Origin of the sequence: Thioalkalivibrio sp. ALE28, from assembly GCF_000377425.1 — a bacterium.
In the GTDB taxonomy this organism is placed as follows: Bacteria; Pseudomonadota; Gammaproteobacteria; order Ectothiorhodospirales; family Ectothiorhodospiraceae; genus Thioalkalivibrio.
The window spans coordinates 1-23,206 of record NZ_KB898106.1 but is presented as its reverse complement, the minus strand read 5'-3'; the positions used below and the strand labels follow the sequence as shown (position 1 = coordinate 23,206).

The 23,206-nt window shown below is 68.1% G+C and carries 24 protein-coding genes; 11 read left to right on the top strand and 13 right to left on the bottom strand.

Features of this window, described 5'->3' with window-relative positions; translation table 11 throughout:
* Positions 1-347: 347 nt before the first annotated feature.
* Positions 348-797, bottom strand: coding sequence for a hypothetical protein (locus tag D105_RS0112100; RefSeq protein ID WP_017942339.1), 450 nt, complete (start codon positions 795-797; stop codon positions 348-350).
* A gap of 217 nt (positions 798-1,014) precedes the next feature.
* On the opposite strand from D105_RS0112100, the gene D105_RS0112095 reads away from it, so the two are divergent.
* From D105_RS0112095 to D105_RS0112085, 3 genes are read left to right on the top strand one after another with little or no spacing between them, the layout of a single operon-like run.
* The gene (locus tag D105_RS0112095) at positions 1,015-1,716 is read left to right on the top strand and encodes a metalloregulator ArsR/SmtB family transcription factor (protein ID WP_018866900.1); all 702 of its coding nucleotides are present in this window, start codon (positions 1,015-1,017) and stop codon (positions 1,714-1,716) included.
* A gap of 19 nt (positions 1,717-1,735) precedes the next feature.
* Positions 1,736-2,470, top strand: coding sequence for an MBL fold metallo-hydrolase (locus D105_RS0112090; RefSeq protein WP_018866899.1), 735 nt, complete (start codon positions 1,736-1,738; stop codon positions 2,468-2,470).
* Between the two features lie 22 nt (positions 2,471-2,492).
* Positions 2,493-3,812 carry an MFS transporter gene (locus tag D105_RS0112085; RefSeq protein ID WP_018875772.1) on the top strand — a complete coding sequence of 440 codons (1,320 nt, stop codon included), beginning with the start codon at positions 2,493-2,495 and terminating at the stop codon, positions 3,810-3,812.
* Positions 3,813-3,842: 30 nt separating this feature from the next.
* On the opposite strand, the gene D105_RS0112080 is transcribed toward D105_RS0112085, so the two are convergent.
* Positions 3,843-4,301: a DUF6231 family protein gene (locus D105_RS0112080; RefSeq protein ID WP_018866897.1), complete on the bottom strand. Its 459-nt coding sequence runs from the start codon at positions 4,299-4,301 to the stop codon at positions 3,843-3,845.
* A gap of 111 nt (positions 4,302-4,412) precedes the next feature.
* On the opposite strand from D105_RS0112080, the gene D105_RS0112075 reads away from it, so the two are divergent.
* The 5 genes from D105_RS0112075 (at position 4,413) to D105_RS0112055 (ending at position 10,040) form a co-directional block, all read left to right on the top strand.
* The gene (locus D105_RS0112075; protein ID WP_018866896.1) at positions 4,413-4,895 is read left to right on the top strand and encodes a Crp/Fnr family transcriptional regulator; all 483 of its coding nucleotides are present in this window, start codon (positions 4,413-4,415) and stop codon (positions 4,893-4,895) included.
* 24 nt (positions 4,896-4,919) lie between these two features.
* Positions 4,920-5,711, top strand: a complete 792-nt coding sequence (locus D105_RS0112070) for a YdcF family protein (RefSeq protein WP_018878561.1) — start codon at positions 4,920-4,922, stop codon at positions 5,709-5,711.
* Complete coding sequence (locus D105_RS0112065) at positions 5,711-7,783, top strand: hypothetical protein (protein ID WP_018878560.1); 2,073 nt, start codon at positions 5,711-5,713, stop codon at positions 7,781-7,783. The genes D105_RS0112070 and D105_RS0112065 overlap by 1 nt, the downstream gene beginning before the upstream one ends.
* Positions 7,784-8,007: 224 nt before the next feature.
* Complete coding sequence (locus tag D105_RS0112060; protein WP_018878559.1) at positions 8,008-8,637, top strand: YdbL family protein; 630 nt, start codon at positions 8,008-8,010, stop codon at positions 8,635-8,637.
* A 38-nt stretch (positions 8,638-8,675) separates the two neighbouring features.
* Entirely contained in the window at positions 8,676-10,040 is a 1,365-nt protein-coding gene (locus tag D105_RS0112055; protein ID WP_018878558.1) for a YihY/virulence factor BrkB family protein, read from the top strand.
* Positions 10,041-10,070: 30 nt separating this feature from the next.
* Here D105_RS0112055 and D105_RS0112050 read toward each other — a convergent pair whose 3' ends face one another.
* A complete protein-coding gene (locus tag D105_RS0112050; protein ID WP_018878557.1) occupies positions 10,071-10,502 on the bottom strand; it encodes an SRPBCC family protein in 432 nt (143 codons plus the stop codon).
* A 462-nt stretch (positions 10,503-10,964) separates the two neighbouring features.
* Between D105_RS0112050 and D105_RS0112045 the strand changes: the two genes are divergently transcribed.
* Genes D105_RS0112045 through D105_RS0112035 form a run of 3 tightly spaced genes read left to right on the top strand, consistent with a single transcriptional unit; the run spans position 10,965 to position 15,736 of the window.
* On the top strand, positions 10,965-11,423 hold the full coding sequence (locus D105_RS0112045) for a hypothetical protein (RefSeq protein ID WP_026279246.1): 459 nt from the start codon (positions 10,965-10,967) through the stop codon (positions 11,421-11,423).
* A gap of 30 nt (positions 11,424-11,453) precedes the next feature.
* Positions 11,454-12,581 (top strand): efflux RND transporter periplasmic adaptor subunit, encoded by a 1,128-nt coding sequence (locus tag D105_RS0112040; RefSeq protein WP_018878556.1) that lies wholly within the window; start codon positions 11,454-11,456, stop codon positions 12,579-12,581.
* Complete coding sequence (locus D105_RS0112035; RefSeq protein WP_018878555.1) at positions 12,578-15,736, top strand: efflux RND transporter permease subunit; 3,159 nt, start codon at positions 12,578-12,580, stop codon at positions 15,734-15,736. The genes D105_RS0112040 and D105_RS0112035 overlap by 4 nt, the downstream gene beginning before the upstream one ends.
* Here D105_RS0112035 and D105_RS0112030 read toward each other — a convergent pair.
* The 10 genes from D105_RS0112030 to D105_RS14280 all read right to left on the bottom strand — a co-directional run.
* Entirely contained in the window at positions 15,714-16,139 is a 426-nt protein-coding gene (locus tag D105_RS0112030) for a DUF1841 family protein (protein ID WP_018866887.1), read from the bottom strand. The genes D105_RS0112035 and D105_RS0112030 overlap by 23 nt on opposite strands.
* Before the next feature lie 26 nt (positions 16,140-16,165).
* Positions 16,166-16,813, bottom strand: coding sequence for an endonuclease III (gene nth, locus D105_RS0112025; RefSeq protein ID WP_018878554.1), 648 nt, complete (start codon positions 16,811-16,813; stop codon positions 16,166-16,168).
* A 66-nt stretch (positions 16,814-16,879) separates the two neighbouring features.
* A complete protein-coding gene (locus D105_RS0112020; protein ID WP_018878553.1) occupies positions 16,880-17,317 on the bottom strand; it encodes a hypothetical protein in 438 nt (145 codons plus the stop codon).
* A gap of 108 nt (positions 17,318-17,425) precedes the next feature.
* Positions 17,426-18,127, bottom strand: a complete 702-nt coding sequence (locus D105_RS0112015) for an electron transport complex subunit E (protein ID WP_018866884.1) — start codon at positions 18,125-18,127, stop codon at positions 17,426-17,428.
* Complete coding sequence (rsxG, locus tag D105_RS0112010; RefSeq protein ID WP_018866883.1) at positions 18,124-18,819, bottom strand: electron transport complex subunit RsxG; 696 nt, start codon at positions 18,817-18,819, stop codon at positions 18,124-18,126. Before rsxG ends, D105_RS0112015 begins: the two co-directional genes overlap by 4 nt.
* Positions 18,812-19,873, bottom strand: coding sequence for an electron transport complex subunit RsxD (gene rsxD, locus D105_RS0112005; protein ID WP_018866882.1), 1,062 nt, complete (start codon positions 19,871-19,873; stop codon positions 18,812-18,814). Before rsxD ends, rsxG begins: the two co-directional genes overlap by 8 nt.
* Positions 19,873-21,522: an electron transport complex subunit RsxC gene (rsxC, locus tag D105_RS0112000; RefSeq protein WP_018878552.1), complete on the bottom strand. Its 1,650-nt coding sequence runs from the start codon at positions 21,520-21,522 to the stop codon at positions 19,873-19,875. The genes rsxD and rsxC overlap by 1 nt, the downstream gene beginning before the upstream one ends.
* Before the next feature lie 32 nt (positions 21,523-21,554).
* A complete protein-coding gene (gene rsxB, locus D105_RS0111995) occupies positions 21,555-22,151 on the bottom strand; it encodes an electron transport complex subunit RsxB (protein ID WP_018875761.1) in 597 nt (198 codons plus the stop codon).
* Entirely contained in the window at positions 22,148-22,726 is a 579-nt protein-coding gene (rsxA, locus tag D105_RS0111990; protein WP_018866879.1) for an electron transport complex subunit RsxA, read from the bottom strand. Before rsxA ends, rsxB begins: the two co-directional genes overlap by 4 nt.
* 264 nt (positions 22,727-22,990) lie before the next feature.
* Positions 22,991-23,206: transposase (locus D105_RS14280; protein ID WP_019558383.1), on the bottom strand; the 216-nt coding region annotated here is incomplete at its 5' end.

Genomic DNA, 23,206 nt, shown 5'->3' with positions numbered 1-23,206 from the left:
GCGCGGCCGGGGCGAGAGGACACCCGTCTGCGTTCGGAGGCCATGCGGTCACCCGGCCGGGGTGAAGCGCAGAGCCGGGATCTCCGGCGTCAGCAAGAGCCCGGATGCTTGAGATGACCCCCGGTTCAGCACACCCCGAAAATCGCAGGAGCCTGCTCGCAGGCGAAGCCCCTGCCAAAGTCAGACGTGGTCAGGGGAATTCGCCTGCAAGCAGGCTCCTGCAGGGCGTTATGGAGGCACGACCAGGGCGGCCGACAAAAAAGCCGGGGCGTTAGGCCCCGGCAATGGGTACAGTCGTTGGAGAGACGACAGTTCCTTGTTCCGGGATCGCTCCCGGCGTGCAGCCGTCAGGCCGCGTGGGTTTCCTTGGCCTCGCGGGCGGCCTTGGCCTGTTCCGGGTCGTAGGCCGCGCCGGACCAGAGCATCTCGTAGGCGATCTCCTCGTTCCCGTTCTCGCACAGTTCCAGGACCTGCTGGAACAGGGGCTGGAAGGTCTCGCTCTGATGCGACGCCTCGTGTTCCTCGAAGCTGTTCCAGAAGGTAATGATCAGCGCTTCCTTGTCCTTCATCGGGCTCTCGACCGCCTGGCCGATCGTCGAGCCCTCGTTGGAGACCGCGCCGGAGTTCAGGGCGACAAAGCCGCCGACAAAGCCGGTATCCGAGTGGTAGGTCTTCACGTTCTCGCAGAGGACCGCGACACGCTCCTGCAGGTCGTCGATGGTGTACTCCGGCTTCAGGATCACGCGGTTGATGGTGACCACGCCGTCGGCCGGGAAGTTGTTGATCAGCTGGCTCATGACGTCCTCCTTTTGCAGGGGAAGGGTGCCCGTGGGCACGGGATAGTCATTCAGTTAGTAAGCAACTTCTAATTGAAGTTCCCGAGTACCGTACTCAGGAATTACTGCGTTCGCCAGAATGCCCCAAAAACCGGAGGGTCCGGTCCCGCGCGGGTGCGCAAGCAGGGCTTGCGTTGGCGGCGCGCGTTGGTTAGCTTATATTCCAACGAATATTGGAATGTGTGCGGTGTCCGGACGCGAACTCAAAGACCTCCTGTACGAACAGGTGGCCCGCATTGCCCGCGCGGCCGCCAGTCCCAAGCGGTTGGAGCTGATCGAGATCCTCGTGCAGGGGGAGAAGAGCGTCGAACAACTGGCGTCGGACGCGGAGATCAGCGTGAAGCTGGCCAGTGCCCACCTGAAGGAGCTGCGCCTTGCGCGGCTGGTGGAGGCCCGGCGCGAAGGCCGGTACATGTTCTACCGCCTGGTCGATCGGCATGTCGCCGATTTCTGGGTGATGCTGCGAACACTGGCCGAAGAACGGCTGCTGGAGCTGCAGGCCGCCACTCGAGAGATCGCCGAGGGTGCGGGCGATCTGGCCCCCATGGCGGGCGAACAGCTACTCGAGCGGGCGCGGCGCGGCGAGGTGATCGTGCTCGACGTACGTCCGGGCATGGAATACGCCAGCGCCCATCTTCCCTATGCCCGATCCATCCCCGTCAGCGAATTGCGCGACCGGCTGGGCGAATTGCCGACTGACCGCCCCGTGGTGGCGTACTGCCGAGGACCGTACTGCCTGATGGCGAGCGAGGCCGTCCAGATCCTGGGTCGGCACGGCATCCGGGCCAGCCGGCTCGAGGACGGCATCGCGGAGTGGCGCTACCACGGTCTGCCCGTGAGCGCCGATGAGGACAACCGACAAAAAGAACGCGACCGGTGAACGGTCCAGGAGGAGTGTCATGTTTTTTCATCAATTGCCCACCCGGGAGTCGTCGCTGTCCTACCTGTTCGGCTGTGGATCGCTGGGCAAGGCCATCGCGGTGGATGTCGTGGACGGGGACCAGGAATGGTTCCTGGAGCGGGCCGCCGAGGCGGGTGTTGCCATCACGCATGTGATCGACACGCATGTGCATGCCGATCACTATTCCGGTGGCCGTGACCTGGCCCGACGTGCCGGGGCGGAGTATTGCCTGCATGCGTCGGATCGTTCGGTGGTGGAGTTCGACTTCCATGCGCTGGAGGATGGCGATCGGCTCGAGGTCGGCAACGTCGAGGTCGAGGTGATCCATACCCCCGGTCACACGGAGGACAGCCTGTGTCTTCTGGTGACCGACAAACGCCGCGGGGACCAGCCCTGGTTCGTTCTTACGGGCGATACGCTGTTCATCGGCAGTGTTGGACGCCCCGATCTGGCCGGGCGGGAGCGCGAGATGGCGGGACGGTTGTTCGACAGCCTTCACGAGCGCCTCCTGGGCCTTCCGGACGAACTGGAGATCTATCCCGGTCACTATGCCGGCAGTGCCTGCGGCGCGGGGCTGTCCGGGAAGCCGTCGTCGACGCTCGGGTTCGAAAAGCGCTTCAACCCGGGGCTTGCGATCGGTGAGCGGGAGGCGTTCGTCGATTTTCTGACCCAGAACATCCCCCCGCGCCCGGTGGGAATGGATGCCTACGTCGCGGCGAATATCGCCTCCTGATCCGATAGCAGAGGGACTCTTCATGACGGACCATCACAAGGCCGCGGAAGCCTACGCCCATCTGACGCACGGGATTCGGGAGAACCTCGGGCAGTTCGGGCAGCAACTGATCCAGGTCTTCTTCGTTGGTCTGACCATCGGGATGATGCGCACGGTCGTGCCGGCGCTGGCGGAGAGCGAGTTCGGTGTGGCCGAGGGCTCGTTCATGCTGCTGACCGCGTTCGTGGTCGCCTTCGGGGTCGTGAAGGGGGCGCTCAACTTCGTTGCCGGGCGCCTGTCCGAGCGGCTGGGGCGCAAGACGGTCCTGATGCTGGGCTGGGTGGCGGCCATCCCGATCCCGTTCATGATCCTTTACGCACCGTCCTGGAGCTGGATCGTCGCGGCGACCGTCCTGCTGGGCGTGAACCAGGGGCTGGCGTGGTCGATGACGCAGACCGCCAAGATGGATATCACCCGCGCCGACGAGCGCGGTTTCACCATGGGCATGAACGAGTTCTCCGGGTATGTCGGGGTTGCCGTGGCGGGGATCGTGACCGGCTATATGGCGGCCGCGTTCGGGCCACGCTGGGGCCTGCTGATCTTCGGCCTGGTGGTGATCGCCCTGGCGATCGTGATGACCGCCGTGTTCGTGCGCGAGACCCTCGACTGGGCAAAGGCCGAGGGTGCCCGGCATGCGGCCGGTCAGTCCACCGGCCCGGTGCCGCGTTACCCGACGAATATCCCCGACACGCCGACGACCTGGCAGGTGTTCACCCTGATGTCCTGGCGTGACCGGCGCATGGCGGCGTTCAGCCAGGCCGGGCTGGTGGAGAAGTTCGTGGATGCGCTGGTCTGGGTGTTCTACCCGGTGTTCCTGTATCAGCAGGGGCTCAGTCTGGCGGCGATCGGCTGGGTCGTCGGGATCTACGGCTTCGTCTGGGGCGGTTCGCAGTTCCTTACCGGGCGTCTGTCCGATCACGTGGGGCGACGCCAGCCGATCATCTGGGGGATGTGGATCTGTGGCGGCGGGGTCGCCCTGACCCTGCTCGGCGAGGGCGTACTGTGGTGGTCCTTCGCGGCGGCGGTGACCGGGTTCGGCATGGCGCTGCTGTACCCGAACCTCAGTGCGGCGGTGGCGGACATTGCGCACCCGAACTGGCGCGGCTCGGCCATCGGTACCTACCGGTTCTGGCGCGATCTCGGGTACGGCGTTGGGGCCCTGGGCCTGGGCATCGTGGCCCACCTGGGCGGCTCGGTGATCTGGGGCTTCTGGTTCGTGGTGATCGCGATGTTTGCATCCGGTGCGCTGGTCTGGTGGTGGGGTGACGAGACGCATCCGCGCCTGAACCCCCGCGACGAGTAGTCCCCGCGTCGCGATTCGCCCGGCACAGCGTTACCAGCGGGCCTTGTCCCACATCTCGGGGTTCGCCCAGAACCGGGCGTTCAGCCAGTCGGGAGTGAGCTTGTAGTCGTACAGGCTGGTGCGATAGACCGCGTGATCCGGCGCGGCGGTCTCGGCTTCGGGGTCGCGCCGGAATCCGAGCGCCAGGAAGTCGTTCAGGTCCCAGCGTTGGTCGTCCAGCCGATGCAGAATCAGCACCTCGTCGGCCCAGCGGTCGCGCAGGCCGCCCAGCAGTTGTTGTCCGGTGGTCACATCCAGCGCGCTGAGGGTGTCCGGGAGCAGGACCAGCGGCACTCGTGGCTCGGGCGGATGCTCGAGAAACGCTGCCACCGTTTCCTGCTCCACATCCGGTGGACTGTCCGTGGTCTCAGGGGCGGCGACCAGCAGGAGGGTGCGCCCCTCGCGCAGGCGTCGCGGCAGGTTACGGCGCAGGACGTCGATGTCGATCAAGGGCTACCTCCCCGGCGTTCCGTGGCGTGTCGGCCCCGTCCCGGGGCCGTGTTCGTTATACTCTAAAGCACTCTCACTTCTACCGCGGACCCGTCAGAAGGAACCCTCTCCATGTCCAAGGAACTGCTGACCGAATTCCTCTCCAAGCACCCGATCTCGGCGTCCCTGACGCCGGCCGAGGTCGAAGTCCTGCTCGAGTACCTGGAAGTGGTGGAGACCCATCACAAGCAGGTGATCGCGGATATCGGCGAGGTCGGGGAGTCGCTGTTCTTCGTGGTCAGCGGGACCGCCGCGCTGTACCACGATGACGGCAGCCAGGAGATCGAGGTCGGTCGCATGCAGACCGGCGAGCTGGCCGGGTCCATGTCGTTCTTCGACCGCGTGCCGCGCGGCGTGCGCATGCGTGCCTTGAGCGACAATACCCGCCTGTTGCGCCTGTCGCGCTCCATGTACGACCGCCTGCGTGTCGAACAGCCGTACATCGCGGTGAACCTGCTCGAGTTCGCCATCATCAGCCTGGATCACCTGATCCGCCGGGTCTCCGAGGACGTGGCCACCTACGCCCACTATCTCTACTCCCCGGGCAAGAAGTAACCCCGGTCGCGGGCGGAGACTCTCGTGCTCGCCACCCTGCAGACGATCGCCGAGCACCTGCTGCTGCCGCCCGGTCTGGGCATCACGCTGACCCTTGTGGGCGTGGCCTTGTGGTGGGCCGACTGGCGGGGCGGGCGGGCGTTGCTCGCCCTGGGCCTGCTGGCGCTGGTGCTGCCGAGCCTGAACATCGTGGCCCAGCCGCTGGCCCACAGCATCGAGCGTGACCTGCGCGACGGCGTGATCGCGGTGGGCCGGGCCGATGCCATCGTGGTGCTGGGGGGTGGCCGCTGGCCCGGGCGCGCCGAGGACGGCGGGCGTGACGCCTTGAATCCGCAGACCCACGAGCGCCTGCGACATGCGGCGCGGCTGCACCGCGATACCGGGTTGCCGATCCTGGTCTCCGGCGGGCGTCCGGGTGCCTTGCCGGGCCGGCGCTCCGAGGCCGAGCTGATGGCGGCGAGCCTGCAGGGCGATCTGGGGGTGCCGGTGCGCTGGCTGGAGAACACCTCGCGCAACACCTGCGAGAACGCCTCCCACACCCGCCAGCGACTCCAGAACAGTGATGTGCAGCGGGTACTGGTGGTGACCCAGGCGCTGCATCTGCCGCGTGCACTGGCCTGCTTCGAGCGCGCGGGACTGGCCGCCGACCCGGCCCCGGCCGGCTTTCGCGGCCCGACCGGCGACCCGATGCGGGTCGAGGACTTCCTGCCGCGACTGGACGCCCTGGAGACCTCCCGCTTCGCCCTGCGCGAGTGGGTGGCGCGTCTGGCGCGCCCGCTGCGCGATCGCCTGCCGGAGCGGGGCGACCCGGCCTGATGCACGCGCGGCGCGGTGCACCGGGCGCAGTGGCCGCGGCGGCCGGGCTGGTGCTTTTCCTGCTGGCGGGGTCGGTGACGGCCGCCGAATCCCCATCGGCTGCCGGCGGTGTCCAGCTCGACCTGCAGATCGAATCCCTGCTGCGCGAGGATCTCGATGCCCGCGGCCTGAGTACGCGGGTGCAATGGACGCGCGAAGGCCTGTCGCTGGAAATCCGCGCGGAACGCGTCGAGCTTCCCGCCCCGATCGGGACCCTGCGACGACTGCGGGTGGAATGTGGCGACCTGCGGCTCGGCCGTACCGAGGTCCGCTGCGAGGCCGCCCGGCTCTGGGGGGATGCCGGGGATCTGGACCTGCGCGGCGCGCGGGTGCGCCTGGTCTGGGGCCGCGAGAGCGGTCAGCTGACCCTGGCGGGCGCCTGGCCGGGCTGGTTCGGGGCCAGCGGGGATGTTCGTGTGCACCGCGACCCGGCGCGCGGCTGGGATGTGCGGGCCGATCTCGACGGCATTGATCTGGCGGCGCTGGCCGCCTCCCCGCGCCTGCCGATGGAGCTGCCCGTGCACCTTGGCCAGGGCCGGGCGGATGTCGCGCTGCGCTGGCGTGAACGCGGCCGTTCGGAAGGCACCCTGCGGGTCCATGACCTCGCCTTCAGCGATGACCTCGGGCTCCAGGCGGGCGAGGAGCTGGATGCGCGACTGTGGGTCGCGGGGGACGCGAACGGCTGGGATGTGGAGGCGGCCGTGACGGCAGGCGTGGTGTTCGTGGATCCCTGGTTCGTGGATCTCGACGCCGAGGGGCCGGTCGTGCTGGAGGCCCGTGGCCTGGTGGCGGACGCCGACAACGGCTCGGCGCGCACGGATTTGCTCTCGCTGGACTATGGGGCGGCGGCCCTGCAGGGGCAGGACCTGGCGTTCGCGCCCGGGCGCGGGCTGGAGGGCCGGGTCCAGGCGGAGATCGCGGCGCTGGGGGTGATCTACGACACCCTGCTGTCGCCCTGGCTGGTGGGGACCCCGCTGGGCGAGCTGGATGTCGCGGGTCACCTGGCGGGCGAGATCGAACTGCAGGATTCCATGCCGCGTTACATGCGTGCGGAGTGGTCCGGGGTGGAGGCGCAGGATCGCCGGGGACGCTTCGGTCTCAGTGGGGCTCGGGGTGGTCTCGACTGGTCGGACACGGTGCCAGGCGGTCCGGGGCGCATCGAAGTGGATGCCGCCCATCTCTACGGGCTCCCGTTCGATGCCTTCAGCGCGCAGGTGCGGGCGCGGCCACAGGGACTGGAGTTACTGGAGGCGACCGAGATCCCGATCCTCGATGGTGGGCTGCGGGTCGGGGCCTTCAGTCTGCAGCAGACGGAGACCGGGCCGGATGTGCAGTTTCAGGGCGGCATCCGGGCCATCAGCCTGGAGCCGTTGACCGAGGTGCTGGGATGGCCCCGGTTCTCCGGGCAGGTGGCGGGAATGATCCCGCGCGTCCGCCTGGAGGATGGCGACCTGAACGTGGACGGGCGGTTGCTGGTGCAGGTGTTTGACGGCGAGGTGGTGTTGCGCGATGTCTATATCCACGATCTGTTCGGCTACGCCCCGGAGCTGGGGCTGTCGACGCAGATTCAGCGCCTGGACCTGGAACTGGTCACCCGTGCCTTCGATTTCGGGCGTATCCAGGGCCGTCTGTCGGGCCACGTGAACGACCTGGTGATGGTGGACTGGTCGCCGGTGCATATGGATCTGGAGCTGATGACGCCGATGGACGCGCCGGGGCGGCGGCGCATCAGCCAGCGCGCGGTGGAAAACATCACCGAGCTGGGCGGCGGGATCCAGGCGGCGGCGTCGTCGATCTTTCTGCGCTTCTTCGAGAATTTCAGCTATCGCCGCCTGGGTTTCCGTTGCGAGCTGCGCGGGGACGTATGCACCGCCTCCGGCGTCGCGGATCGCCCCGATGACGGGTTCGTACTGGTCCAGGGTGGCGGGCTGCCGCAGATCCAGGTGATCGGGTACAACCGGCGGGTCGACTGGCCGGAGCTGATCAACCGCCTGGCCACGATCCAGGCGGGCGAGGGCCCGGTGGTGCAGTAACCACGTAGGGAAACACTGATGAATGTACACACTCGCGTTGGCACCCCAGGTTCCCCGATCCTGCGTTGCGGCCCGAATCCATCAAAAACGGGCCGGTAGAACCACTACCGGCTGCGCACCGCGCCTGGTTCATCAGTGTTTCCCTAGCGTTTGGTTGCCATTCAGGATGATGGTGTAGATTGGGCACATGCGGGACGGACCCGCTCGAACAAGGGATGACAGGCATGAAGGCTTTGTGGAGTGTTCCGGGACTGGCGCTGGTGTTTGCCCTGCTGGCCGGCTGCGTGACCATCAATATCTACTTCCCCACCGCCGCGGCGGAGGAGGCGGCGCGTGCCATCGTGCGCGACGCGCTGCAGGTGCCGGACAGCGAGGCCGCGCCGCAGTCCGAGTCCGGTGCGCAGCTTCCGGCCCAGCCGCGTCATGCCGGGGCCGCGACGAGCAGCACGCCGGTGCTGGCCTGGGTGCTGGAGCGTCTGGTCAGCCCGGCCGCGGCGCAGAGCCCGGACCTGCAGATCGAGACCCCGGCGATCAATCGCATTCGGGCCTCGATGCGCGAGCGGGCGCCGCAGCTGGCGCCGCATTTCCGCAGCGGGGCGATCGGGTTCGGCAACAACGGCGACGTGGTGATCCGCGACCTCTCCGAGGTGCCTCTGCGGGACCGCAGCACCGTACAGCGCCTGGTCAGCGAGGAGAACTCCGACCGCGATTCGCTCTACCGCGAGATCGCGCGCGCCAATGACCGCCCGGACTGGGAACGCCAGATCCGCGAGACCTTTGCCCGCGTCTGGGTGGAAGAGGCCCCGGCGGGCTACTGGTACCAGGACCGTAACGGCCAGTGGCGGCAGAAGTAGGGCCTGGTGACGGGGCCACATACCCACGGGAGTGATGCGTGGCGGGCGTAGCCTGGGCCGAACGCCTGGATGCCCGCCGGCGCCAGCTGGTCGAGCTGGTCCAGGACACGGACCTCTCGGCGCTGCCCTGGTGGAAGGCGGTCCCGCTGGGTGTCGTGCGGGGCCTGTTCGGCCTGGCCCGCGAGGTCTCCGAGGGCCAGCTGACGCTGCGGGCGATGAGCCTGGTCTACACCACCCTGCTGTCGATGGTGCCGCTGCTGGCGCTGTCGTTCTCGGTGCTCAAGGCCTTTGGTGCCCACAATGCGGTGGAGCCGTTCCTGCTGGGCGTGCTCGAGCCGCTGGGCGAGCAGGGGGTGGAGATCGCCCACAACGTGCTCGACTTTGTCGACAATATGCGCGTGGGCGTGCTCGGCTTCGTGGGCCTGCTGTTCCTCGTGTACACCGTGATCGCACTGGTGCAGAAGATCGAGCTGGCCTTCAACACCATCTGGCGGGTGGAGAACAGCCGCAGCCTGGCCCAGCGCTTTTCCAACTACCTGTCGGTGATCCTGATTGGTCCGGTGCTGGTGGTCTCGGCGCTGGGGCTGACCGCCACGGTGATGTCATCGGCCGCGATGCAGGCGATTGCCGGGGTCGAACCCTTCGGCATGCTGATTACCGAGATCTCGCGGCTGGTGCCGTACATCCTGATCATCTCCGCGTTCGCGTTCATCTACGTGTTCGTGCCGAACACCCGGGTCAAGATCCTCCCGGCGCTGATCGGCGCGGTGGTGGCCGGTTTCCTGTGGCAGAGCGTGGGCTGGGTATTCGCCAACATGGTGGCGGGTTCCACCCGTTATGCGGCGATCTATTCCAGCTTCGCCATCATGATCATGCTGCTGATCTGGATCTACCTCGCCTGGCTGATCCTGCTGATCGGGGCCAATGTCGCCTTCTTCGTCCAGCACCCGGAGTACATGAACGTGCGCGGCATCCGCCTGCGCCTGTCCGGGGCGGCACGCGAACGCATGGGGCTGCACCTGATGCAGCAGGTCGGCCAGCGCTTTCACGACGGGCGCCCGGCACCCACCCTGGACGAGGTGGCCGCGACCCTGGCGGTGCCGGGCAATGCCCTGGGTGATGCGGCGCGCCGGTTGGAAGAGGCCGGTCTGCTGTTGAAGGCGGGAAGCGAGGGCCAGCATCTGGTACCGGCCCGCGACCTGGACGCGATCCGCGTGGACGAAATCCTGGAGGCGCTGCGCGAGGACAGTGATGACCACGCCATTCGTCGTCTGCGCGGCAGCCTGAGTGTGGAGACGACGCTGAAAGAGGTGGATCAGGCGCGCGAGGAGCGCCTGAACGGGCGCACCCTGCGCGACCTGCTGGCGCGCCCCGATGCCAGCGCCGCGGCGGAGACCGCCTGACACCCGGCCACGCTGGGGCCAGGTTTGGGGTCAGGAACGGGCCGCCTCGGCGTCCAGCCACTGCTGGGCCCGTGCCATCAGCTGGCCCGACACCCGGTCGACCAGCGACTGGGCCGCGCGCCGCACGGCCGCGTCGAGCAGCGGGTTCAGCTTGTACTCCAGTTCGAACTCCACGCGCGTGCGGTCCTCGCCCTCGGGGCTCAGGCGGTAGCTGCCCCGGTTCTGCACCCCGCGGATGGAGCGCCAGGCAAAGTGCTCCGGCGCGATCGCGGTGCAGACCTCGACATCGAAATCCATGCGCATCCCGGCGGCCCGAATGGTCCAGCGATAGCAGTCGTCACCCAGGCACTCGATATGCTCGACGTGGTCGCACAGGTCGACAAAGTTGGGCACGTGACTCAGCAACTCGAAGACCCGTTCCGGCTCGGCGCGCAGGGAAGTGGCGTGGGAGATGGTTCGCATGGCGCAGTCTTCTTGGCTAAAGGCTTTCCGTTTAAGAGCCTGGCCCCGGTCGGGGGTTCCCTGCAAGCCATGCGGGAACTACACGAGCGTGTACATTCACCGCTGTTTCCCGAGGGAAACACTGATTCATGTGCACGCTCGCGCTCGAGTCGCTTTTGCGTGCGAACAAGGCGCGGTGACTGCCGTGCAGTCATTCTGCACAAGGGAGCCGCAACGCCGTTCCCGCGCCCGTTTTTGTCAACAACGGGCGGCCGAGCCCCTTCGTTCAATAGGTTGTGGGGTTGGCACCCCAGGTTCCCCGATCCTGCGTTGCGCCCCGAATCCATCGAAAACGGGCGGGTAGAACCACTACCCGCCGCACGACGCGCCTGGTCTCGAAGAACCTGGGGTGCCAACGCGAGTGTGTACATTGATCAGTGTTTCCCTAGGATAAGGGTCTTTTCCGGATAAACGGATCTCCGTATGAATCCAGCGTCCCAAGGGCCCGTGCCCGACTTCCTGCAACGTTTCGAGGCCGGTTCCACCGGCATCCTGTACTGGGAGCAGCTGGAGCGGCTGTGGACGCGGCTGCGCGACCGCGCCGATGGCGGCTGGTACATCTACGCGGTAGGGGATACCGTGCCCGTGGAACCGGTCTCCGCAGAGGATTTCCGGCGTTTCATCGACGAGGTCGACACCCTGCTGCGGCAGGATCACGACGAGGACTACTGCGGGATCGTCTACGTCGATGACCGCGAGGCGCCGGAATTCGTGAAGATCTTCGACCCCAACAACCTCGGCTCCAGCTGCGGCTCCTCGGGGCTGCGGGTGCTGCCGGGCTGGGTGCTGTCGCGCGTGCCGCCGGTGGACCTGGAGGCGGCGATGCCGCCGACCGGGAGCCGCCGGCGCTGGTGGCAGCGTCTGTTCGGCGGGGCAAAGTGAGTACCGCCGGCATACAGCGGAGGCGCTGCGATGGCTGATTCCTGGTGGCAGCGCCTGCGCGGGCAGGCGCGCGTGCTGATCGCGCTGGGCATCCTGCTGCTGGTGATCCTCTGGATCGCCTCGGGGATGTTCGGGCGCGAGGCCGACGAGGCGCCGCGGGCGGCCGAGCCGCAGCCGATGGCCGTGGCCGTGACCGCGCTGGAGGCGGAGCCGGTGGAGCGCCTGCTGGTGCTGCAGGGGCGGGTGGAGCCGGATCTGCGCGTGCTGGTGCGCGCCGAGACCGCCGGCCAGGTGGCCGAGTGGGAGGTGGCCCGCGGGGAACGCGTGGCGGCCGACGCGCCCCTGGCGCGGCTGCGCATGGATGACCGCCAGGCGCGCCGGCGCCAGGCGATCGCCCGGCTGCGCGGCGCCGAGAGCGAATTCGAGGCCGCCCAGCGGTTGCACGATCAGGGCCATGTGTCGCGCACCCAGCTGGAGGCCCGCGAGGCCGAGCGCGAGGCCGCCCGCGCGGAGCTAGAGGCGATCGAGCTGGATATCCGCAACACGCGCATCATCGCGCCGGTGGCCGGGGTGGTGAATCAGCGTCTGGCGGAACGGGGCGACTTCGTGGCCCGTGGAGACCCGGTAGCGGAGATCGTGGACAACGACCCGCTGCTGGCGGTGGTGCACGTGCCGCAGCACCAGATCGGGCGGGTGGAGTCGGGCCAGGCGGCGCGTATTCGCTTCCTCGACGGGCGTCGCGCCGAGGGCGAGGTGCGGTTCGTCTCGCGGGTGGCCGAGGCTGGCACCCAGACCTTCCGCGTGGAGGTCGAGGTCCCGAATGCCGACGAGGCGCTGCCCTCGGGGATCAGCGCCGGGGTCGAGATCCCGACCGAGACGGTCGCGGCGCACAAGCTGTCGCCGGCCTGGATGGGGCTGGACGACAGCGGCCGGGTCGGGGTGAAGACGGTGGATGACGACGACCGGGTGGTCTTCCACGCGGTTGAGGTGATCCGTGCCGCCACCGACGGCGTCTGGGTTACCGGGCTGCCGGAGCGCGCGCGGGTGATCACCATCGGCCACGGCTTCGTGACCCCGGGCGAGACCGTGCAGCCCCGGCCCATGGAGGCATCGACGGGCGCGGCCGGGCCGGAACCGGTGGGCGAGGCCCTGCGGTGAAAGCCCTGATCGCCTGGGCGGTGGAGCACGCCCGGACGGTGCTGCTGTTCCTGCTACTGATCCTGGTGCTGGGCGCGACCGCCTACCAGGTGGTGCCCAAGGAGGCGGCCCCCGAGATCGACATCCCCATCTTCTTCGTGTCCGTGCCCTATCCGGGGGTCAGTCCGGAGGATGCCGAGCGCCTGATGCTGCGCCCGCTGGAGCGCGAATTGCAGACCCTGCCCGGGGTGGACGAGATGCAGTCCTGGGCCGGCGAGGGCTTTGCCCTGGTGCGGCTGGACTTCGAGCCCGGCTGGGACAACCGCCGGGCCCTGTCGGACCTGCGCGAGGAGGTCGACCAGGTGCGCCCGGAACTGCCCGCCGGGGCCGAGGACCCGAGCGTCTCCGAGGTCGACCTGTCGCTGTTCCCGGTGCTCACGCTGAACCTGTCCGGGCCGCTGGACGAGCGCACGCTGGTGCGTCTGGCGCGCGACCTGCGCGACCGCGTGGAGGCGATCCCCGGGGTGCTGGAGGCGGATGTCGGCGGCGATCGCGAGGAGCAGATGGAGGTGCTGGTCGATCCGTTGGTGCTGGAGACCTTCGAGCTGTCGTTCGACGAGCTGACCCGGGCGATCGAACGCAACAACCGTCTGGTTGCGGCCGGGGCGCTGGATACCGGCGCCGGGCGCATCCCGTTGCGGGTGCCGGGCACCATCGATGACGTCGACGACGTGCTGGATACCGCGATCCGGGTGGAGGGCGACGCGGTGGTGCGAGTGCGCGATGTCGCCGAGGTCCGCCAGAGCTATCTGGACCCGGAAGGCTTCACCCGCATCGACGGCCAGCCCTCGGTGTCGCTGGAGATCCGCAAGGCCTCGGAGGCCAACATCCTGGAGGTGGTGGCGGCCGCACGCGCGACCATCGAGGTGGCGCGGGCCGACTGGCCGGAGACGGTCGAGGTCACCTACCTGCAGGACATGGCGCGCGATGTCGACGACCTGCTGGGCGATCTCGAGAACAGCGTGATCGCTGCGGTGCTGATCGTGGCGCTGGTGATTCTGGCAATGATGGGCGCGCGCGCGGCCCTGCTGGTGGGGGTGGCCATCCCCGGGGCCTTCCTCGGCGGCATCCTGGCGATCTATCTGATGGGCTTCACGCTCAATGTGGTGGTGCTGTTCGGGCTGATTCTGGTGGTCGGCATGCTGGTGGATGGCGCGGTCGTGGTGGTGGAGCTGGCTGACCGCTATGTGGCCGAGGGCATGCCGCGGCGGGAGGCCTTCCGCGCCGCGGCGCAGCGCATGTCCTGGCCGATCACCACCGCGATCGGGACCACGCTGGCGGTGTTCGCGCCGATGCTGCTGTGGCCCGGCATGGTCGGCGAGTTCATCGTCTACCTCCCCGCCACGGTGATCGTGACCCTGATCGCCTCGCTGGCGATGGCGCTGGTGTTCATCCCGGCGCTGGGGTCCGTGATCGGCCAGAGCCGCCCGATCAACGCGGCCCAGACGCGCTACGTGCGCGCGGCCGAGGACGGCCGCTATGACGAACTGCAGGGCCTGACCCGTGCCTATATCCGCCTGCTGCAGCCGCTGGTGCGCCGCCCCGTCTGGACGCTCGCGGGCACGCTGGCGCTGGTCGCCGCCGCCTATGCGCTGTATGCCCAGCAGGGGCGCGGGGTGGAGTTCTTCCCGCAGGTGGAGCCCGACTTCGTGCAGGTGCAGGTACAGGCGCGCGGCGACCTGTCGGTGTGGGAGGCGGACGCCCTGGTGAGACAGGTGGAGGGGCGCCTGCAGGGGGTGCCGCAGATCCAGCATGTCTATGCGCGGACCATCGGTACCCAGCTCGGGCGGCTGCAGGGCGACTACCCGGAAGACCTGGTCGGCCTGATCCAGCTGGAACTGATCTCCTGGCGCGAGCGCCCGCCGGCGGCCGCGATCATCGAGGACCTGCGCGAGCGTACCGCCGACCTGCCGGGCATCCGCCTGCAGTTTCGCGCCCAGGAACGCGGGCCGCGCGAGGGCCGGCCGATCGTGGTCGAGGCCTCCAGCCGCCAGGCTGACCGCATCGCGCCGGTGATCCGCGAGATCCGCAGTGCGATGGACGAGCTGGGCGGCTTCGAGGACGTGACCGACGACCTGCCACTGCCCGGGGTGGAGCTGGAGGTGCGCTTCGATCGTGAGCAGGCGGCGCGCTTCGGCGTGGACGTGCCGCTGTTGGGCGAGGGGGTGCAGCTGCTGACCCGCGGCATCCAGCTCGGCAGCTACCGCCCGGACTACAGCGACGAGGAGGTGGATATCCGCCTGCGCCTGCCGGCGGAGCAGCGCCACCTGCAGCAACTGGCCACCCTGAACCTGCCCGGCGCGACCGGGCTGGTGCCGCTGGCGCATTTCGCGGAACTGGTGCCGGTACCGGCCACCGGTCTGATCAAGCGCCGCGACGGCGATCGCGCCTACAGCCTCGAGGCGGATGCGGCCAGTGGCTACCTGGTGGACGAGCGCCAGCGCGCGCTGGAGGCGCGCATCGCCGGCATGGACCTGGACCCGGAGGTGCAGCTGCGGTTTCGCGGCCAGGCCGAGGAGCAGGCCGAGGCGGCGCGCTTCCTGCTCGCGGCCTTTGCGCTGTCGCTGTTCCTGATGCTCGCGATGATGGTTACCCAGTTCAACCGGTTCTCGCAGGCGCTGCTGGTGATGTCGGCGATCGTGTTCTCCACCGCCGGGGTGCTACTGGCCCTGCTGCTGCGCGGGGAGCCATTCGGCATCGTGATGAGCGGGATCGGGGTGCTGGCGCTGGCCGGGATCGTGGTGAACAACAACATCGTGCTGATCGACACCTACAACGAGCAGCGTCGACGCGGGCTGGATGCCCTGGAGGCGGCCCTGCGCGCGGCGGCCCAGCGCATGCGGCCGGTGCTGCTGACCGCGATCACCACCATCCTCGGCCTGATGCCGATGGTGCTGGCCTGGACCGTGGACTTCGCCGGCAGGGATTTCTACGTCGGGGCGCCGGTGACCGGCTTCTGGGTGCAGCTCGCGACCGCGATCGCCGGGGGGCTGTTTGTCGCCACGCCGCTGACGTTGCTGTTCACCCCTGCGATGCTGGTGCTGCTGGATCGGCTGGGACTGGACCGGCAGCCGGCGCCGGCCGAACAGTCGGCTACCGGCTCGCCAGGCGCTTGAGGCACTCGAGGTAGGCGTTCTCGTCCGGTGCGCTGTTGCTGCGCTGGGCTTCCCACAGGGTCTGGCCGAGGCATTCCATCATGCGGTGCTCGGCGTCCATCACGCCAAACCGGGCGCACAGGCCCTGGTGCAGTTCGCGGATGCCCGCGGGCCGGTCGGTCCGCGCCTGGTCGCGCAGGCTCAGGTGCATCGCCATGTGCAGGAACGGATTGGAGGTGCCCAGCTCGGGCGGGAACTCGCCGGTCAGCGCGGTCTCGCGGTCCTTCAGGTATTCGTGGTACTCGGGGTGTTCCGAGATCACGTCCACCAGTTGCTGCTCCAGGTCGGTGACTGGCTCGCCGGCCTGCGCCTTCTGCCAGGCGTCGACGAACTGGGTACGGATCTGGTCGCGGTTGCCGTACATGCGGGTTGTCCTCGGAGTTGGGGGTGTCAGGCGCCCGCGGGCGGCGGGGTCTTGGCCTTGTATTCGCACAGGTCGGCGATCGGGCAGCGCCAGCACTCCGGCTTGCGCGCCTTGCAGACGTAGCGGCCGTGCAGGATCAGCCAGTGATGGGCGTCCTGCAAGTAGGCCTTCGGGGTCAGGCGCATCAGGCGCTTCTCCACCTCGAGCACGGTCTTGCCCCTGGCCAGCCCGGTACGGTTGGCGACCCGGAAGATATGGGTATCCACCGCGATGGTCGGCACGCCAAAGGCGGTGTTGAGGATGACGTTGGCGGTCTTGCGGCCCACACCCGGCAGGGCCTCCAGCGACTTGCGGTCGCGTGGAACCTCGCCGCCGTGCTGGTCGACCAGGATGCGGCAGGTCTTGATCACGTTCTCGGCCTTGGCGTTGTACAGGCCGATGGTCTTGATGTGTTCCTTCAGCCCGTCCAGGCCCAGTTCGAGGATGCCCTCGGGGGTGTTGGCGACGGGGTAGAGGCGGCGGGTGGCCTTGTTGACGCCGACATCCGTGGCCTGGGCCGACAGGATGACCGCGATCAGCAGTTCGAACGGTGTGTCGTACTCGAGCTCGGTGGTCGGCTCGGGGTTTGCCGCCTTCAGGCGCTCGAAGATGGCTTCTCGCTTTGCGGCGTTCATGGATGCGGAGGCTCCAAACAAACCGGCCCCGCTTCGCGGGGCCGGCAACTCGCGTAGTGGCGTTGCTCAGACGTGGCGGAACATGCCGACATCCGGCGCGGCGTCGCGCGGGTTGGATTCGGCTTCCTTCTCCAGATCCTTGATCAGCTTGGCGTGCTTCTCTTCCAGATCATGCATCGCCTTCTCGTCCAGCTTCGGGAAGATGACGTCGCGGATGAACGAACCCAGTTCGTCCAGGCAGCTCGGCCAGTACTTGTCGTTCAGGTGGAACGAGTGGTGGGCGTGGGTGCCCATCGGGTAGCTGTCGAACTTGCGGATCATGGTGTAGGACAGGTCGCTGTCCTTCTCGACGAAGTCCTTGGCCCAGTCGTACCACCACTTGTAGTACTTCTCCTGCAGGTTGTCGTTGAACCCGTGGTTCTCGAAAAAGGCGGCGATCGTGCCGCGCGGGGCGAGGCCGTAGCGCGTGCCGCGCTTGCCAGCAAACGGGAAATGTCCAGCCATGCCAATCTCCTGGGACGTTTGAGTGTCCGGGGCGCGCGGCCCCGGTAGAACGGATTCGTGGCGCCGGAAGTTTACCGGCTGACGGCCAGGAATCAAGGCCGGTTCGGTTCAGGCGTTGTCGGGTGCGGCTTCGGATTCGGTGGCGCTCTCGTCGCGGCTGGCGGTCGGCTCCGGCTCGAACTGGCTGTCGATCCAGTTCTTCGCGGCGATCAGCAGGCCCATGGCCATGAAGGCGCCCGGGGGCAGCAGGGCCAGCAGGAAGCCGTGCTCGGAGGGATAGAGCTGCAGGGTCATCCCGTGCCCCCACTCGCCGAACAGCAGGTGGGCATTGGCCATCAGCGTGCCCTGGCCAAGGACCTCGCGCAGCGCACCCAGGGCGATCAGCACGCCGGTGAAGCCCAGGCCCATCATCAGGCCGTCCAGGGCGGCGCGCGGCACCGAGTTGCGCGAGGCGAAGGCCTCGGCGCGACCGATGATGGCGCAGTTGGTGACGATCAGCGGGATAAAGATCCCGAGGATCAGGTACAGCCCGTGGAACCAGGCATTCATCGCCAGCTCGATCGCGGTGACGATGGAGGCGATGATCAGCACGTACACCGGGATGCGGATCTCCGGGCGCGCGTGGTTGCGGATCAGCGAGACCAGCACATTGGACAGCAGCAGGGTCAGGGTGGTCGCAATGCCGAGACCGATCGCGTTGACCATGGTGCCGGAGATCGCCAGCAGGGGGCACAGCCCCAGCAGCTGCACCAGCCCGGGGTTGTTGTGCCACAGGCCGTCGCGAATGATGTCGGTCAGGGTCGGGTTCATCGGCTTGCCTCGTCGTCCCCGTGGTCCTCGGGCTGCGGGAGCGGTTCCGCCATGGAGCGGGCGTCGTCGGGCCGGGTCGCCAGCAGCTCCTCGCGGTGTTCGTCGAAGTATTGCAGCGTGCGATAAACGGCGCGAACCACCGCACGCGGGGTGATGGTGGCGCCGGTGAACTGGTCGAACACGCCGCCGTCCTTGCGCACGTGCCAGTCCTCGGCCGGGGGGTTCCCCAGCGAGCGGCCGTCGAAGTCGTGGATCCAGTCGGAGCGCTCGGCCTCGATGGCGTCACCCAGACCCGGGGTTTCGCGATGCGCGGAGACGCGCACCCCCTGGAGCTCGCCGTCGCGATCTACGCCGATCAGCAGGTGGATGTCGCCACTGTAGCCATCGCGCGCGATCGCGGAAAACACGATGCCGACCACTTCGTCATCGGCATCGCGGGCGAACCAGGCCGGCAGGTGGTCACCGCCCAGGAGGTCATGGCCGAGATCGATGGTGTCGTGCACGGGGTCGTTCCGGTAATCCAGGTCGCCGGTCAGCTCCGCGATGCGGTTGCGGTTGACCGCCATGCGGTTCTCTTCGATGCGGGCCTCGGTCGTGCCCTGGACGAGAGCGACGATCCCCGCCCCGGCGGCCGCAAAGCCGGCGAGCAGGGCGGTGGCCAGCAGGATGTCGCGGGGCTTCAGGTCAAGCATGCCCGTCCCCCGGCGGCGGTCCGCGGCGCGAGCGCCCGAAGATGCGCGGCCGCGTCAGGTGGTCCAGGGTCGGGGCGACCATATTCATCAGCAGCACGGCGAAGGCGACCGCATCCGGGTAGCCGCCCCAGGTGCGGATAATGAAGATCAGCACGCCGATGCCGGCGCCGTAGAGGATGCGACCCAGCGGCGTGGTGGAGGCGGAGACCGGATCGGTGGCGATGAAGAAGGCGCCGATGATGACCGCGCCACTGAACACGTGGAACGCCGGCGAGGCAAAGGAATCCGGGTCCAGCATCCAGAAGAAGCCGGCCGGGATGGCCACGCCCAGGATCACCGCCAGCGGGATATGCCAGTGGATGATGCGCCGGAACAGCAGGTACAGGCCGCCGAGCAGGAAGAAATTGCCGATCCACTCCCAGCTGGTCTCGCTGAAGCTGCCGAACAGCGGGCTCGCGGTGACCTCGCTGACGGTCCGCCCGGCCCCCAGGCCCTCGCGCATTGCGTCCAGGGGCGTGGCGCGGGTGATCGTGTCCCACTCGAGTGCGGCCGGGAGGCTGCCAGTGAGCACGGTCTGCAGCGTCTGGCCCAGGCCCAGCGACAGGTCGGAGAGGGTGTCCGGCGCGGGCCACAGGGCCATCTCCCGCGGGAACGAGACCAGCACGACCACGTAGCCGACCATCGCGGGGTTGAACGGGTTGTAGCCGAGCCCGCCATACAGGTGCTTGGCCACCACGATCGCGAAGGCGATACCGATCAGGGTGACCCAGATCGGCGTCAGCGGCGGTACGGCAAGGGCGAACAGCCAGCCGGTCACGATGGCCGAGTTGTCGCTCAGGGTGGCCATGACCGGGCGCTTGCGGGCCGCCACGATCGCAGCCTCGAAGGCCACGGCGAACAGCACCGCCAGGACCACGTTGACCAGGACGCCCCAGCCGAAGAACCAGGCCATGGCCAGGGTGCCGGGTACCAGGGCCATCTGGACCTGCTGCATGACCCCGCCCACCGAGTGGGCCGGGATCATGTGCGGCGAGGATTCGGTGCGAAAGCGCATCAGCGGCTGCCCGAGTCCGTGGAATCGCGCGGGCCGGATTCGCTGGATGTGCCGGCCTCCGCGGTGCCGGCGTTGTCCTGTCCGTCCCCCGGGGTCTCGGCGGGTTGTGCGGCCTTGGCGGCCTTGCGCGCGCGGGCGCGTTCCAGCGCGGCCTGGATGGCGGCCTGCTTGTCGTCGTCGGCGCCTTCCTCGCCCTCTTTCTTCTTTACCGCCGCCTTCTTCCTGGCCATGCGCTCGGCCTTCTCGCGTTCCTCGCGCTCGATGCGCTCCTGGCGGAACTCATAGCGTTCGCGGGCGATGTCGGACTTCTGCCGTTCCTTCTCGCGCGCCCAGATCTCGTTCTTGGCGTAGCGGTAGTACTGCACCAGCGGGATGTTGCTGGGGCAGACATGCGCGCAGCAGCCGCACTCGATGCAGTCGAACAGGCCGTAGTCCTGGATCGCGTCGAAGTCCTTGGCCTTGGCCTGCCAGTAGAGCTGCTGCGGCAGCAACTGGGCGGGGCAGGCGGCCGCACACTCGCCGCAGCGGATGCAGGGCATCACCGGCCCCGGGGGCGGGGTGTCCTGGGGGCGAGTGGCGAGCAGGCAGTTGGTGCCCTTGATCACGGGTATGGCGTCGTCGTGGACCGCGAAACCCATCATCGGGCCGCCCATCACCAGGCGATCCACCCCATCGGCGTAACCGCCGGTCGCGGCGATGACGTCGGCGAACGGGGTCCCCAGCAGGGCCTCGACATTGCGCGGGTGCCGCACGCCCGGCCCGGTAACGGTGACGATGCGCGACAGCAGGGGGCGCCCCTGGATGATCGCGTCGCAGACCGCCTTGAAGGTGCCGGGATTGTTGCAGACCATCCCGACATCGGCCGGAAGACCGCCGCTGGGAACCTCCTGGCCGGTCAGCACCTTGATCAGCTGGCGTTCGCCGCCGGTGGGGTAGAGGGAGGGGACCGAGACCAGCTGGATCAGCTCGCGCAGTTCGCCCGGCAGGTTTTCGGTGAGGGCCCGCATCGCCTCGGGCATGTTGTCTTCCACCGCGAACAGCACCCGTTCGACGTCCAGCAGGTGGGCGACGATGCGAATGCCCTCGAACACCGCCTCCGGGGCGGTGCGCAGCAGCATGTCATCGGCGCTGATGTAGGGCTCGCACTCGGCCCCGTTCACGATCAATGTATGGATGCGCTGACCGGCGCGCGGGTTGAGCTTGACCGCGGTGGGAAAGGCGGCCCCGCCCAGCCCGACGATGCCGGCGTCGCGGATGCGCTGGCGCAGCTTGCGCGGCTCGCGGGTATCCCAGTCCAGCCAGGGTTCCATGCGGGTGTCGCCCCAGGCGTCGCGCCCGTCGGTCTGGATGACCACACAGGGGGCGTCCAGACCGGAGGGATGGGGCACCGCGTGCGGGGCGATCTCGATCACCTCCCCGGAACTGGGGGCGTGCACGTGGGCGGCGATATATCCCTTGGACTGGCCGATGCGCTGACCCTTGGTCACGTAGTCGCCGACCGCCACGCAGGGCTCCGCGGCCTCGCCGATGTGCTGGCCCAGCGGGACGATCAGCTGCGGAGGCACGCCCATCACCAGCACCGGATCGCGGGTGCTGGCTTCGGTCTCGTCGGCCAGTTTCAGGCCCCCGTGGAAGCGATGCAGCTGCATAAGCGTATTCTAACGGTTTGCGGACATCCGACTCAGTCGGAAGCCCCCGAACCGTCCGCGATGGCGTGGATGGGCCGCTTGATGGGCTGCTCGATGGGCGAGGGTTCCGGTTCCGACCAGCGCCATTCGGTGATGTCGGTGCCGACCGGAACCATGGTGATGCAGTCGACCGGACAGGGCTCGATGCACAGCTCGCATCCGGTGCATTCCTCCTCGATCACGGTGTGCATCTGCTTGGCGGCCCCGAGGATGGCATCCACCGGGCAGGCCTGAATGCACAGGGTGCAGCCGATGCAGATGTTCTCGTCGATGATCGCGACGGCCTTCTCCTGCTCTTCTTCCTCCAGCGGGGTGGGCTCGCGGTCGAGCAGGTCGGCCAGGGCCTGGACCGTGGCCTGACCGCCGGGCGGGCAGCGGTTGATGTCCGCCTCGCCGGCGGCGATGGCCTCGGCATACGGCCGGCAGCCGGGGTAGGAGCACTGGCCGCACTGGGTCTGCGGCAGCAGGGCGTCGATCTGGTCCACCACCGGGTCGGCCTCGACCCGGAAGCGCTGCGCGGCGAACCCCAGGATCAGCCCGAATGCAGCGGCCAGGCCGCCGATCGCGAGGATGGCGTAAAGCACGCTCACAGCCGCACCAGCCCGGAGAAGCCCATGAACGCCAGCGACATCAGCCCGGCGGTGACCATGGCGATCGCGCTGCCGCGGAACATCACCGGCACATCGGCGACGGCGATGCGCTCGCGGATCGCGGAGAACAGGATCAGCACCAGCGAAAAACCGACCGCGGCGCCGAAACCGTACAGGGCCGACTCGACAAAATTGTGTGCCTCCTGGACGTTGAGCAGGGCCACGCCCAGCACCGCGCAGTTGGTGGTGATCAGCGGCAGGAAGATCCCCAGCACGTTGTAGAGCAGGGGCGAGGTCTTGCGCACCACCAGCTCGGTGAACTGCACCACCGCCGCGATTACCAGGATGAAGGCGATGGTGCGCAGGTATTCCAGCCCGAGCGGGGTCAGCAGGTATTCATTGATCACGTAGGAACTGACGGCGGACAACGTCAGGACGAAGGTCGTGGCCAGGCCCATGCCGGTGGCCGTCTCGACCTTGCGCGAGACCCCCATGAACGGGCACAGGCCCAGAAACTTCACCAGTACGAAGTTGTTCACGAGGATCGTACTGATGAGGATCAGGACGTATTCCACGAAAAATCCGAGTCGTCAGGTCAACAACACAGTATCGGCGACGGGCGGTGCCCGCTCAACCCTGCCCGCGACGGGGCCATTGCCCTTTCCGGGCGCGAAACCTAGGGAGACGCTGATTGAATCGCACGTCCGCGCTCGAGTCGCTTTTGCGTGCGAACAAGGCGCGGTGACTGCCGTGCAGTTATTCTGCACAAGGGAACCGCAAGGTTGTGTGCGTCAAGTTGTGCAGAAGTGAGTCAGCCATGTTCGGTTGGTCGGTATGGCTCAGGCGGCCTCGGCCTGCCTCAGCAGGATTTTCTTGTGCTCTTTGAGCAGATCCATGTTCAGGTAGCGGTTGTCCTCCAGCCAGCCTTCGTGGATTTCGACGGCCAGGGCCCGTACCAGGCGTAGACAGCTGTGGGTGTTGGGGAAGATCCGGACCACCCGGGTCCGGCGGCGGATCTCCTCGTTCAGCCGCTCGAGCATGTTGGTGCTCTTCAT

What these genes read in the sequence shown, in the direction of transcription:
- D105_RS0112100 (WP_017942339.1), bottom strand. Translation starts at nt 797, where the DNA reads ATGAGCCAGCTGATCAACAACTTCCCGGCCGACGGCGTGGTCACCATC.
- D105_RS0112095 (WP_018866900.1), top strand. Translation starts at nt 1,015, where the DNA reads ATGTGTGCGGTGTCCGGACGCGAACTCAAAGACCTCCTGTACGAACAG.
- D105_RS0112090 (WP_018866899.1), top strand. Translation starts at nt 1,736, where the DNA reads ATGTTTTTTCATCAATTGCCCACCCGGGAGTCGTCGCTGTCCTACCTG.
- D105_RS0112085 (WP_018875772.1), top strand. Translation starts at nt 2,493, where the DNA reads ATGACGGACCATCACAAGGCCGCGGAAGCCTACGCCCATCTGACGCAC.
- D105_RS0112075 (WP_018866896.1), top strand. Translation starts at nt 4,413, where the DNA reads ATGTCCAAGGAACTGCTGACCGAATTCCTCTCCAAGCACCCGATCTCG.
- D105_RS0112065 (WP_018878560.1), top strand. Translation starts at nt 5,711, where the DNA reads ATGCACGCGCGGCGCGGTGCACCGGGCGCAGTGGCCGCGGCGGCCGGG.
- D105_RS0112060 (WP_018878559.1), top strand. Translation starts at nt 8,008, where the DNA reads ATGAAGGCTTTGTGGAGTGTTCCGGGACTGGCGCTGGTGTTTGCCCTG.
- D105_RS0112050 (WP_018878557.1), bottom strand. Translation starts at nt 10,502, where the DNA reads ATGCGAACCATCTCCCACGCCACTTCCCTGCGCGCCGAGCCGGAACGG.
- D105_RS0112045 (WP_026279246.1), top strand. Translation starts at nt 10,965, where the DNA reads ATGAATCCAGCGTCCCAAGGGCCCGTGCCCGACTTCCTGCAACGTTTC.
- D105_RS0112040 (WP_018878556.1), top strand. Translation starts at nt 11,454, where the DNA reads ATGGCTGATTCCTGGTGGCAGCGCCTGCGCGGGCAGGCGCGCGTGCTG.
- D105_RS0112030 (WP_018866887.1), bottom strand. Translation starts at nt 16,139, where the DNA reads ATGTACGGCAACCGCGACCAGATCCGTACCCAGTTCGTCGACGCCTGG.
- nth (WP_018878554.1), bottom strand. Translation starts at nt 16,813, where the DNA reads ATGAACGCCGCAAAGCGAGAAGCCATCTTCGAGCGCCTGAAGGCGGCA.
- D105_RS0112020 (WP_018878553.1), bottom strand. Translation starts at nt 17,317, where the DNA reads ATGGCTGGACATTTCCCGTTTGCTGGCAAGCGCGGCACGCGCTACGGC.
- D105_RS0112015 (WP_018866884.1), bottom strand. Translation starts at nt 18,127, where the DNA reads ATGAACCCGACCCTGACCGACATCATTCGCGACGGCCTGTGGCACAAC.
- rsxG (WP_018866883.1), bottom strand. Translation starts at nt 18,819, where the DNA reads ATGCTTGACCTGAAGCCCCGCGACATCCTGCTGGCCACCGCCCTGCTC.
- rsxD (WP_018866882.1), bottom strand. Translation starts at nt 19,873, where the DNA reads ATGCGCTTTCGCACCGAATCCTCGCCGCACATGATCCCGGCCCACTCG.
- rsxC (WP_018878552.1), bottom strand. Translation starts at nt 21,522, where the DNA reads ATGCAGCTGCATCGCTTCCACGGGGGCCTGAAACTGGCCGACGAGACC.